The sequence below is a fragment of the Poseidonibacter sp. genome (assembly GCF_041821165.1).
Classification (GTDB): domain Bacteria; phylum Campylobacterota; class Campylobacteria; order Campylobacterales; family Arcobacteraceae; genus Poseidonibacter.
Genome location: NZ_JBGUES010000059.1, coordinates 1 through 12,024 on the forward strand (window position 1 = coordinate 1; position 12,024 = coordinate 12,024).

At 26.8% G+C, this 12,024-nt stretch carries 12 protein-coding genes; 1 reads left to right on the forward strand and 11 read right to left on the reverse strand.

Features of this window, described 5'->3' with window-relative positions; translation table 11 throughout:
* The coding region (locus tag ACERKK_RS06375; RefSeq protein ID WP_373772253.1) for an NUDIX domain-containing protein at positions 1-378 on the forward strand (378 nt) is incomplete at its 5' end.
* Here ACERKK_RS06375 and ACERKK_RS06380 read toward each other — a convergent pair.
* The 11 genes from ACERKK_RS06380 to ACERKK_RS06430 form a co-directional block, all read right to left on the reverse strand.
* Complete coding sequence (locus tag ACERKK_RS06380; protein WP_373772254.1) at positions 341-1,930, reverse strand: N-acetylmuramoyl-L-alanine amidase; 1,590 nt, start codon at positions 1,928-1,930, stop codon at positions 341-343. The two genes, ACERKK_RS06375 and ACERKK_RS06380, sit on opposite strands and share 38 nt — an antisense overlap.
* Before the next feature lie 101 nt (positions 1,931-2,031).
* On the reverse strand, positions 2,032-3,114 hold the full coding sequence (locus ACERKK_RS06385; RefSeq protein ID WP_373772255.1) for a nitronate monooxygenase: 1,083 nt from the start codon (positions 3,112-3,114) through the stop codon (positions 2,032-2,034).
* A 10-nt stretch (positions 3,115-3,124) separates the two neighbouring features.
* On the reverse strand, positions 3,125-4,333 hold the full coding sequence (tyrS, locus tag ACERKK_RS06390; RefSeq protein ID WP_373772256.1) for a tyrosine--tRNA ligase: 1,209 nt from the start codon (positions 4,331-4,333) through the stop codon (positions 3,125-3,127).
* A gap of 24 nt (positions 4,334-4,357) precedes the next feature.
* Entirely contained in the window at positions 4,358-6,502 is a 2,145-nt protein-coding gene (locus ACERKK_RS06395) for a bifunctional (p)ppGpp synthetase/guanosine-3',5'-bis(diphosphate) 3'-pyrophosphohydrolase (RefSeq protein WP_373772257.1), read from the reverse strand.
* 21 nt (positions 6,503-6,523) lie between these two features.
* The gene (locus tag ACERKK_RS06400) at positions 6,524-6,736 is read right to left on the reverse strand and encodes a DNA-directed RNA polymerase subunit omega (RefSeq protein ID WP_373772258.1); all 213 of its coding nucleotides are present in this window, start codon (positions 6,734-6,736) and stop codon (positions 6,524-6,526) included.
* 19 nt (positions 6,737-6,755) lie between these two features.
* On the reverse strand, positions 6,756-7,463 hold the full coding sequence (pyrH, locus tag ACERKK_RS06405; RefSeq protein WP_373772259.1) for a UMP kinase: 708 nt from the start codon (positions 7,461-7,463) through the stop codon (positions 6,756-6,758).
* Positions 7,464-7,568: 105 nt separating this feature from the next.
* A complete protein-coding gene (locus tag ACERKK_RS06410) occupies positions 7,569-8,636 on the reverse strand; it encodes an AAA family ATPase (protein ID WP_373772260.1) in 1,068 nt (355 codons plus the stop codon).
* Positions 8,636-9,559 carry a 4-hydroxythreonine-4-phosphate dehydrogenase gene (pdxA, locus tag ACERKK_RS06415; RefSeq protein WP_373772261.1) on the reverse strand — a complete coding sequence of 308 codons (924 nt, stop codon included), beginning with the start codon at positions 9,557-9,559 and terminating at the stop codon, positions 8,636-8,638. Before pdxA ends, ACERKK_RS06410 begins: the two co-directional genes overlap by 1 nt.
* A 1-nt stretch (position 9,560) precedes the next feature.
* Positions 9,561-10,346 carry a pyridoxine 5'-phosphate synthase gene (locus ACERKK_RS06420; RefSeq protein WP_373772262.1) on the reverse strand — a complete coding sequence of 262 codons (786 nt, stop codon included), beginning with the start codon at positions 10,344-10,346 and terminating at the stop codon, positions 9,561-9,563.
* Positions 10,347-10,427: 81 nt separating this feature from the next.
* A complete protein-coding gene (locus ACERKK_RS06425) occupies positions 10,428-11,837 on the reverse strand; it encodes an anthranilate synthase component I family protein (RefSeq protein WP_373772263.1) in 1,410 nt (469 codons plus the stop codon).
* Between the two features lie 15 nt (positions 11,838-11,852).
* Positions 11,853-12,020 carry an SPOR domain-containing protein gene (locus ACERKK_RS06430; RefSeq protein ID WP_373772264.1) on the reverse strand — a complete coding sequence of 56 codons (168 nt, stop codon included), beginning with the start codon at positions 12,018-12,020 and terminating at the stop codon, positions 11,853-11,855.
* Positions 12,021-12,024: the final 4 nt, after the last annotated feature.

Genomic DNA, 12,024 nt, shown 5'->3' on the forward strand with positions numbered 1-12,024 from the left:
CTTTGTAAATCAGTAGCTAGTAAAGATAAATGGGGATGCCTAAAGGGTTTAAAAGATAAAACTGAGACAGCTTATGAATGTGCTCAAAGAGAGTTATTTGAAGAGAGTAGTATCAAAGTTGAAATAGGTCTTTTTGAGGATTACTTTGAACAAATTAATATAGAAAAAGATATTGGAATTTGGTTAGTAAATGCTCGTAATATCGAAGGCCTAGAAGATATGTTTTTACAAAATAAACTAAAAGAAAATTATCTTTCATGGGAAAACTCTAAAGTTAAGTTTTTTTCTTTAGATGATTTACCAAATATAAGAAAAAAACAAAAAAAACTTATCAAAGAGATTAAGGGTTTTTTGAAAAGTAAGAATCTACTCCAGTAGCAATACCTCTAGCAAGTAACTTTTGATAAGTTTTATTATAAAGTCTCTTGCTTTCTCTTGGATGAGAAATATAACCTAACTCTATTAGAATAGAAGGCATTTGAGCCCCTACAAGAACCCAAAATGGACCTTCTCTTACTCCTGAGTCTTTTACACCAGAAAACTTAGATTTAACTGATTGTAACATTCCTGCATGAACATCAATTGCAAACTTATGAGATGCTGTAATTCTTGGTCTATTAAGTGACTCTAAAAACACTAATTTAGAAGAATTACTCATACTACTAATATCTGAGCTATTCTCTTTTGCTGCAACTCTTTTTGCTCTTTCACTTCTTGCAGGACTTAAGAAAAATGTTTCAATACCTTGCACTCTATGGGCTTTACTTTTAGGAACAGAGTTAGCATGAATAGAGATAAATATATCAGCATTTTTTTCATTAGCAAGTGTTGTTCTATTCATTACTTTTATAAATTTATCATTTTTTCTTGTAAGATAAACTTTATGCCCTTTTTCTTTTAACATTTTATATAAATACTTTGCAACTTCTAATGTAACAACTTTTTCATATCTTTTATTTGGTCCAACAGCACCTGAATCTTTTGCTCCATGACCTGCATCAATTACTATTACTTTACTTTTATATTTTGGTATATAAGGTTTATTCGTAATAGCTGTTTTTTTTACTGTTGCTATTTTTATAATTAAGTTTCTTTTATTTTTTATATACCTAATATTTATTTTATCTTTATTTGTAATTCTAATTCTCGTAGTATTACCTTTATCTAAAACAGTTATTTTATCTAGGTATTTATTTGAAAGCTTAATAGGGTTTGAGTATTTATATTTACCTTTTATATCAAATTGATGTATATAGTTATTATTATGCTTAAAAGCAGAATATCTAAAATCATTCTTACCAAAAGTTTTATTGAATTTAATTCTTATAGAATTATCATCTGTATAAATTGTTCTAATTAAATTCTTTTCATCAATAAAATCATTACTTTCTTTTACAACTTTTTTTGATTCATTTATATTAATAATAATCTTATTTTTATCAACAAAATAGCTAGTTTTGATATTTCTTTTATCTGTTAAAACTAATCTAAATACATTAAATTTAAATTGACCAATATTTATTTTTTCAATATTATTGATTTTTAAATGTGTAGTATTTATTTTATCAAATCTTGCATCTATATCAAAAACATCTTTATAATATGGGGTTTGTTTTAGTTCAAAAAACTTGATGATTTCTTTATCAATATTCCTATCAAATACAATAGTGATTTTATCAGCACTTGTTTGTATATTTTGAATATTATATGCATCAGTTTTTTTTGATTTACTTGTAGAGTTATAGTTATTAGTATTAGATAATACAGATTTTTCAATATCAGTATTATTTGATTTACTTAGTAAAATTTCAAGTTTTTTTTCATCTGGTGTGGTAATCTTATTAAGTTTTTTACCTAATAAGATTAACTTTTCAAGTTCTTGAATCTTTTTTTCGTGATCTTTTTTTAAAACAGCTTTTAAATAACCCATCTTTGATAAGTGGTATTGCTGTTTTAAATCTTCGCTTGAAAAGGCAGAGCTTGTAAAAGCAAAATATAGTATAAGAAGAATAAAAAATTTATTAAAAATTTCTATTCTCCTTTTGTTAATTTTTCCATTAACTCATGAACTGAAATGATTTTATCAATTTTATAACCATTTGCTCCTGTAAAGAATAGACCAGTTTCTTCATCACCATTATATGCTGCACCTAATCTATCTGCAATACAATAACCAACTGCTTTAGCTTCAACACCTCTATTACAAGGAGCTACACAGTTTGAAATACATTGTACTTTTGGAGCTGTATTATTTTCCATAGAGAATTGTAAATTAGTTCTAACAGATCTTGCTGGTAATCCAACAGGAGATTTTCCTAGTTTAATATCTTCTTCTTTTGCATTTAATAATACATTTTTTAAATTTGCATGAGCATCACACTCGTAAGTACCAATAAATCTAGTTGCCATTTGTACACCAGTACAACCCATAGCAATAAACTTATCAATATCATTTTTGTCCCAAACTCCACCAGCTGCAATAATTGGAATATCTTCTCCCCAATTTTTTGCTTCTTCAATTACAGGACCTACAATATTTTCTAATTGGAATTCTTCTTTGAAACAATCTTCATATTTGAAACCTTGATGTCCACCACTTAATGGACCTTCAACGATAATTGCATCAGGAACTCTATTGTATTTTTTCCATTTTTTACAAATTAGTTTTAATGCACGTGCGCTTGAAACAATTGGAACTAAAGCAACATCTGGAAAGTCTTGTGTAAATTCTGGCATATTTGTAGGAAGTCCTGCTCCTGTAATAATAATATCAATACCAGCTTCACAAGCATCTTTAACCATTCTTCCATAGTCATTACATGCATATAAAATATTACAAGCTAATGGTGCATCACCACAAATTTTTCTTGCATTTTCTACTATTTCAAAAAAAGAATCTCTTGAATAGAAGTTCATAGCATCTTTAGGTTTATCTTTTCTCATTACAACTTGAACATTTTCGCTCATATTTCTGTAATAACCAGTACCAACAGAAGAGATTACACCTAATCCACCTTCTTTACTTACATTCCCAGCTAATTGATCCCAACTGATTCCAACACCCATTCCACCTTGGATTATTGGGTGCTTTATTTCATATTTACCTATTTTCAAAATTAGCCCTTTATTTTATTACTATCTTAGCGAAACTTTTTTTACCTTTTTGTAAAATATATTCACCTTTTTCTAAATTTAATTTATCATCGTTAATTTTTTCTTGATTAACAGAAACTGCATTTGCTTTAATATCTCTTCTTGCTTGTGAAGTTGAAGCTACTAACTTTGCATCAACTAGTGCTTGACAAATCCAAGTAGTTTCTTCAAAAACATACTCATCTAATTCAGTTGGTATATCTTTTTTTGCAAATACATTTGAGAATTCTGCCTTAGCAGCTTCTCCAGCTCCCTGACCATGATATCTATTTACTATTTCAATAGCTAAAGCATCTTTTACTTCTTTTGGATGTATAGATTTATCTTCAACCCCTGATTTTAATTCTTCAATTTCTTTTAATGATTTAGAAGATAATAATTCATAATATCTCCACATTAACTCATCAGAAATTGACAAAATTTTACCAAACATATCAAATGCTTCATCTGTAACACCAATATAGTTACCTAGTGATTTAGACATTTTTTGAATTCCATCTAAACCTTCTAAAATTGGCATCATTAATACAGCTTGTTGTTTTCCACAGTTATATGCTTTTTGTAAAGTTCTTCCCATAAGAAGGTTAAACTTTTGATCTGTTCCACCAAGTTCAATATCAGTTTTCATAGCAACTGAATCATAACCTTGTAATAATGGATATATAAATTCACTTACTGCAATTGGAGTATTTGATTCATATCTTTTTGAGAAATCATCTCTTTCTATCATTCTAGCAACCGTTAAATTAGATGCAAGTGAAATTAATCCAGCAGTTCCCAGTTCTTTTAACCATTTTGAATTAAACATAACTTCTGTTTTTGATTCATCTAAAATTTTAAATACTTGCTCTTTATATGATTGTGCATTATCTAATACATCTTGTTCGCTTAAAACTTTTCTTGTTTCACTTTTTCCTGTTGGATCTCCAATAGTTGCTGTGAAATCTCCTATTAAAAATTGTACAATACCACCAAAATTTTGAAATGTAGCTAATTTTTGAATAAGAACAGTATGCCCTAAATGTAAATCTGGAGCTGTTGGATCAAAACCAGCTTTTACATAAAAGTTTTCACCTGTTTCATAATATCTTCTAATTAATTTTTCAATTGCTTCTATATCAATTATTTCAGCTATTCCTCTTTGAATCTCTTTTAATGCGTCTTGAATTTTATTTTCCATTAAATCTATCTAACCTTTGTCCAATTATTTATTATATGCATCTTTTTTTGAAAAGAAATCTATAACTTTAACTTTTCTTTCTATTAATTTTCTTACTTCATCTATATTTGATTTATTCATTTCAAACTCAATATCGCAATACTGTCTATATGAATGTTTTTGTCTACCATAATCAACGGATAAAATATATCCTTCATATTGAGACATATATGTTAATAGTCTTGCAAGTTCACCTTTTGTATTTGGTAAGCTTATAACCATTTTATATTGGTATAAAGTATCTTTTGTCCATTTACAAAAAAGCATTTCTTTTTTATCTTTAATTTTATTATATGCTTTATCACACATCTTATGATGTATTATTGCTTCATTGCCATTTCTAAAGGCAACTATATCATCCGCAAATTTAGGGTGACAACAATGGTCAAATGATACAGAATTTATACTAAAATTAGAATATATTAAGATATTATCAAATTTAAATTCTTTAACTTTACTAGTTAAAATCTTAAATCTTGTTATAATTCCTCTCTCATTTATAATCTTTTTTTCAATTGTTTGTTTTAGATGTTTAAAATAATCTAAAACCTGTGGTATTTTATGCGGAGTATCAATATGATATTTACTTGTTACATCGCCATTGTATCTTGAAAATACAGTATTAATTATATTTAATCCTGACATTTCATCAATCTCTTTTTGTCTATGTGCACAGAAAAATTTAATTTGTTTTTGAGCTCTTGAAGTTTTAACCATATCAACCCAAGAACACCTAGGAATAGGGTGGTCTCCCAATTCAATAGAAACAATATCTGTGTTTTTTAATTCAGTTAATAAAGGTTTTTTAATCTTATTAATATAACAAGAAACTGCACGTTTACCAATATCAGTATGTACAGCAAATGCAAAATCATATGCAGTAGAACCAACTGGTAAATTAAATATTTCACCTTTTGGAGAGTATATGATTATTTCTTCTGAATATAAATTATCTTTTGTTTCTTGATAAAACTCTTCAACATTCTCATTTGAAAATTCTAAAGATTTAAGCCAATTAAGATTTGTTGTATTTTTAGCACCTGATTTATACTTCCAATGCGCTGCAATACCAAATTCTGCTACTTCATCCATCTCAAAAGATCTAATTTGAATTTCATAAATCTTAGAATTACAAAAAACTGTAGTATGTATCGTTTGGTAACCATTTTCTTTAGGAGTAGCAACATAATCTTTAAATCTAGAGATTAAAGGCTTAAACTCTAAATGAATAAAACCAAGAACTTTATAACAATCTATATCTTTATCAACTAATATTCTAATAGCAAAAAGATCAAGTACTTCTTCAATTGAAATACCTTTTCTTTGCATTTTTAAATAAATTGAATAGTGATGTTTAATACGACTATAAATTTTAATCTTATCTAAGTCATAACCATTTTTTTCTAATAATGTTTTTGTTGATGAAATGAAATTATTAAAAGTTAATTGTATTGTATATTGTTGCTCTTTTAAAAAATTGTCAATTTTTTTATACTCTTCAGGGTAAATATATAAAAAGGCTAAATCTTCAAGAGAATTTTTTAAATTAGAAATACCAAGTCTATTTGCAATTGGCACATAAACTACAAGTGTTTCTTCTGCTATTCTTTTTTGCTTATTAAGTGGTAATGCTTTAAGTGTTAGCATATTATGTAATCTATCACATAATTTTACTACTAGAACTCTTACATCATCAATTGATGCAATAAGCATTTTTCTAAAAGTTAGTGCAGAAGAGATTAGTTTTGAATCATTGTTTGTAGTAGAAGGAAGAAATTCATGCTCTCTTATTTCAACAATCTTTGTAAGACCATCAACCATATGAGCAATATCACTTCCCCATCTTTCTTTGATATAATCTAGAGAGTAAGTAGTGTCTTCCACTACATCATGAAGTAGGGCAGTTGCAATAATTGCTTCATCATTTGAAAAATGAGCAGTTATACTTGCAACTAAAATTGGATGAATACAATATGGTTCACCACTTTTTCTATATTGACCTCTGTGGGCCTCAATAATAAAATCAATAAGATCTTTTAATTTTGGAGTGATTGTAGTTTGTTCACTTAACTCTTCAATCGCTCCATCAATTGTATTAATCTTTTGAATTCTTTTTATAAATGGATCCATATTATTTAGACTTAGTAGCTACTATTTATCTACAAACCCTTCGATTTTTAATAATCCACTTGAAATTTCATCAATTGCAATATCAGTATATTTCATTTTTTGTGTATTATGTGCAAGTAATGGCTTAGCACCTTTACTTAATTCATCTGCTCTTTGACCAACTGCAATTGCTAAAATATATCTGTCATTATTTACTTGTTTTAATGCTTTTGAAATTCTTTCTTCTAATCTCATAAATATTCCTTTTATTTTTCTATTTTACTATTGAACATTTACTATAATCACCATTGATGATGTTAAGTAAATTACCTTTTTCATTCATATTTGCAACGACAATTGGTAGTTTATTATCTTTTGCTAATGCAATTGCAGTATCATCCATAACTTTGATATGGTCTTCTAAAGCTTGATCATAAGATATAGTATCATATTTTACTGCATCTTCAAACTTCATTGGATCTTTATTATAAACACCATCAACTTTTGTTGCTTTAATAAGTAAAGCAGCGCCAATTTCAGTTGCTCTTAAAGTTGCAGCTGTATCTGTAGTAAAGTAAGGATTTCCCGTACCTGCTCCAAAAATTACAACTCTACCTTTTTCAAGATGTCTAACAGCTTTTCTTACAATGAATGGTTCTGCTATTTGTTCCATTTTAATTGCTGTTTGTAATCTTGCGCTTAAACCTTTATATTCAAGTGCTTCTTGCATAGCAATACCATTTATAACAGTTCCAATCATTCCCATATAATCGCCACTTGTTCTTTTAATAACTCCATCTGCAGCAGCAGAAACACCTCTAATAATGTTTCCTCCACCAATTACGATACCAACTTGTACACCATTATCAACAAGTTCTTTAATTTCTTCTGCGATATAGTCTAAAATTTGAGTATCAATACCATAACCTTCAGCGCCAGCTAGTGCTTCACCAGAAAATTTTACAAGTACTCTTTTATTCATTATAGGGATCCTTAATAGTTTTGCGATTATATCTTGTTTTTTATTAATATCGCTTTAAGAGTAAAAATATATAATGCTTCTAATAATGTCAAGTAACTTATAAGTTTAACTTAAAGCCCACTCATAAAATGGAATTACATTAATTTTAAAATTCTTATTAGAAATTTTCTCGTTATTAGAAATTGTAATAATATTTAATTCTTCAATTTCATATTCTGTCATTACTTTTATAATTTTCCTTACATTTGCTGCCATTAAAAAGTTATTAAAAAATGGAATTGCTACAATTGCTTGTTTTTTTGATTTTATATAAAAATCAATATTATCAAGATAATATAACTCTTTATATCTATTTACTAGTTCTAAAAAAATCATATTTGAGAATTCATTCTTGAATTTTTTATTATGAGTTAGTGCATTTAAAAATGAATGATTATATGAGTATATTTTTTTTACTGCTTTTTCTTGGTTATATTTTGATAAAAAATAGATTCTATTTTCATTTTCTAATATTTTACAAGTATTATAAAAATTATCTTTTGAAATTTTTATTGATTGTTTTAAAATATTAAAAAGTTGCAAAAGAGATTTTTTTTCATCAATATTTTCAAATAAAATTTTTAATATTTTAAATTCTGTTTCATTTTTACTTTGAATTTTTAAAATTTCTTGTAATTTTTGAATTTTTTTATGTTCTTCAATATTAATTATTTCAGCTAAATTTCCATGTTTTAGAAAGCTATTAAAACTTTGAGTGATATTTTGATGTTTATTATCATGTAAAATATACTCTTCAAAATCTAAAGCTTTTATAGAAATATTTTTAAAACCCCTTATTTTTTTATCAATTGATGTACTAATTATTATATTTTCACAAGAAGGGATTTCAAAATCAAATAAGAAATTTTCTAAGACAAGAACTGTGATTTTATTTGTTTTTAAAAACTCAGCTAAGTTTTTTTCTATACTCTCTTTTTCATTTCTAGGATCTGAAAAATCAATATATAAATAATCACTTGTTTTAAAGTTTGATAAAAAGTCATATATTAAATAACTTTTACCAGTTTTAGGAGCACCTTTTATTATAGTTTTTGGGTGAGTTATTTTAGTTTTTCTTTCAATGAAATTAACTTTTGAAAAGTTAATTTCATAACAAGCTTCAAGAATTCTCATTATTTATTTTTAATTAAAACTATCGCTTCTTTAATTGCATTTATATAACTTTTAGTATTAAGTTTTTCATTTTTGTATGCAATATTAAATGCTGTTCCATGATCAACTGAAGTTCTAATAATTGGTAAATTAAGACTTACGTTAATACTTTGATCAAAATATAGAGCTTTTAGAGGTGCTAATCCTTGGTCATGATACATTGCTACAAAATACTGATAGTTTTTTCTTGACATTGGAGAAAATGCTGTATCTGGAACTAAAGGCCCTTTAAAAACTTTTTTTTCTAAAATAGTATTTGCATTTTTAATTGCTTTAAATATTTCAACCTCTTCATTACCTAAAACACCATTATCACTTGCATGAGGATTTAATCCTAATACAGCAATATTATCTGATTTTACATTATGATAGAAATCTATAAGAAACTTTGTTAAATCTTCTTCATTGATTTTTTTTGCAACTTTTCTTAATGGAATATGCTCTGTAAATAAACCAACAAACATCTTTTTACAACCTAACATCATAATTGCATTTTGTCCTAAGTAATCTCTTAAAACCTCAGTATGACCTTTGTATTTTATATCAGCTTTATTCCATGACTCTTTATTAATAGGTAAGGTACAAATTGCATCAACTTTATTTTTATCAGCTAGTGTAATAGCATCAAAAAAAGAGTCATAAGAGTATTTTCCAGATTTTTTTGAAACAACACCAGGTTTAATCTCAAACTCTCCACTTGTTTCAAATAACTTAAAATTATTAGGAATTTTTAGATTTAATTCTTTACTTGCTAACTTAAGCATTTTATTATTAATACAATAAACAGGCTTACAAATTTCAGATATCTTTTCATGTGATTTAATTGCTATTTCTATTCCAATTCCATTTAAATCACCAATACTAATTGCAATTTTTGGTTTCATATTAAGCCTTTTTTATTAAATTTTGCATATCATTTATTGCAGTATGTAAACCTGTAAAAACTGATCTTGCTATAATACTTTGCCCAATATTTAACTCACTAATACCTTCAATATTAGAAATTAATGTAACATTTTGATAATTAAGTCCATGACCAGCTGCAACTTTTAAATCATTTTTTATAGCATGTTTAGTTGCTTTCTTAATCTCTTTAATAGAAGTTTGAAGTCTTTTTTTTAATTCTGTTTTTGGAAGTTCTAAATCTTTAATAGTATGATGAGTATTAGCTAAACCTGAGTTTAACATTGCATAAATATTTGCAAATGTACCTGTATGTATTTCAATCCATTCAACATTTAATTTTGATGATAATTCAATAACCTCTTTATTTGGATCGATAAAAAGCGATACTTCAATTTCATGTTTATGTAGTTTTTTAATAACTTTTTGAATTTTTTCATAATTAGATTTTATATCTAATCCACCTTCTGTTGTTACTTCTTCTCTATTTTCAGGAACTAATGTAATACGAGCTGGTTTTAATTTACAAGCAATATCAATAATATCTTCATTTATTGAACACTCTAAATTTACAGGAAGTGCTGATTGATTTATAATAACTTTCGCATCGTTATCATGTATATGACGTCTATCTTCTCTTAGATGAATAGTAATTTGATCTGCACCTGCAAGCTTACAAATAGGTACAGCATCTAAAGGATTAGGGTCGTTGATTTTTCTAGCTTCTCTTAATACTGCAATATGATCTATGTTTACACCAAGTAACATTTATATCCTTTAATAATGGCTTTTATTTTATGATGAAATAATAGCCAATATTAAATAAAGAAGAGAAATTTTGTTTAATTTTTAAGATAAGTCTTTAAGTGTTGCGATATTTGCAGCAAGTTTATTATGAACTTCTAAATATTCATCATCAGGATTAGAGTCAGCAACAACACCAGCTCCTGCTTGAAATATAACAGTATCTTCTGTAAGCATTGTAGTTCTAATTGTAATTGCAGAATCCATATTACCATCAAATCCAAAATAAGCAATACTTCCAGAATAAAAGTTTCTTTTTATACCTTCAAATTGTGCGATTAATTCCATCGCTCTAATTTTTGGAGCACCTGTCATAGTTCCTGCTGTAAATGTTGCTGCAAATAAATCAAACATATCATATTTATCATCTATAATAGCCTCAACATCAGAAACAATATGCATAACATGAGAGTATCTTTCTATTCTCATTAAATCAGTAACTTTAACAGTTCCTGCACGAGCTACTCTTCCCACATCATTTCTACCAAGGTCAACAAGCATTAAATGCTCAGCTCTTTCTTTTACATCATTTCTTAGTTCATTTTCCATTGCTAAATCTTTATCAATAGTTGAACCTCTTTTTCTAGTACCAGCAATAGGTCTTAGTAAAAGATGACCATCTACTAACTTAACCATTACTTCAGGTGAACTTCCAGCAATAGAGAATTTTTCAAACTCTAATAAAAAAAGATATGGACTAGGATTTTTTGATCTTAAGGCTCTATAAAAACTTAAGTGATCAACTTTTGCTTTTTGAATAAATCTATTAGACATTAAAATCTGGAAAACATCTCCTGATTTTATCATCTCTTTAGATTTTGCAACCATTTCAAAGAACTGTTCTTTTGAAAAGTTAAACTTACCTTCATCTATAATTGTAGCTTTTTTAGGAGCTTCATATTTATATGGAGTATATAAACAATTTTCAATTTTTACTAATTCATCTTCTAATGAATCAACTGACGTTAACATAACAAGTTTAGAAGTTTTATGTGAAAATCCTAAAATAATATTAGGTCTAATTAAATCTAAATCTGGAATATTAAGTTGGTCAACTAAATCATTCATAGAACCTTTTAATTTTGGTTCAAACTCTTTTCCAATATCATAACCAATATTTCCAATAAAACCATCAACTAAACCAATACCTAATTGAGCTGCTTTTTGTTTATAAAGTTCTTTATCAAAGTTTTTATAATAGTTTTTAAGAAATCTTAATGGATTAGAATCAACAGTAGAAACTACTCCTTCTTCATTTTTATAAAAGCAAGTATTGTTTTCATACCAAACTCTTTCTCTTGCACCAATTACAATAAAAGAGTAGTTTCCATCACTTGAGTTAATAGTACTTTCAAAAAGAAAAGTTACTTCATCTTTATATAATGTTTTAATCTTTTCGTAAATTGAAACTGGTGTAAACTGGTCTAAAAAAAGTTCTTTGCTATAAAAATTCATTGAAATAATCTACTTTTAAAATTTAAGAACATAAGCACTTGATAAGTTAAGCTTTTTCTTAATATCGTTTATATTTTCACTAGCACTTGCTTTTGAAGAATATGGACCAATTAAAACTTTATTGAAGATTTTCCCTTTTACTTCTACTTGATGAATTTTATATTTTAAATTAGCATCTCTAATCTTA

Bases quoted from the DNA above. Each gene is read 5' to 3' on its own strand.
- ACERKK_RS06380 (WP_373772254.1), bottom strand. From the start codon at position 1,930: ATGGGTTATTTAAAAGCTGTTTTAAAAAAAGATCACGAAAAAAAGATT.
- tyrS (WP_373772256.1), bottom strand. From the start codon at position 4,333: ATGGAAAATAAAATTCAAGACGCATTAAAAGAGATTCAAAGAGGAATA.
- ACERKK_RS06395 (WP_373772257.1), bottom strand. From the start codon at position 6,502: ATGGATCCATTTATAAAAAGAATTCAAAAGATTAATACAATTGATGGA.
- ACERKK_RS06400 (WP_373772258.1), bottom strand. From the start codon at position 6,736: ATGAGATTAGAAGAAAGAATTTCAAAAGCATTAAAACAAGTAAATAAT.
- pyrH (WP_373772259.1), bottom strand. From the start codon at position 7,463: ATGAATAAAAGAGTACTTGTAAAATTTTCTGGTGAAGCACTAGCTGGC.
- ACERKK_RS06410 (WP_373772260.1), bottom strand. From the start codon at position 8,636: ATGAGAATTCTTGAAGCTTGTTATGAAATTAACTTTTCAAAAGTTAAT.
- pdxA (WP_373772261.1), bottom strand. From the start codon at position 9,559: ATGAAACCAAAAATTGCAATTAGTATTGGTGATTTAAATGGAATTGGA.
- ACERKK_RS06420 (WP_373772262.1), bottom strand. From the start codon at position 10,346: ATGTTACTTGGTGTAAACATAGATCATATTGCAGTATTAAGAGAAGCT.
- ACERKK_RS06425 (WP_373772263.1), bottom strand. From the start codon at position 11,837: ATGAATTTTTATAGCAAAGAACTTTTTTTAGACCAGTTTACACCAGTT.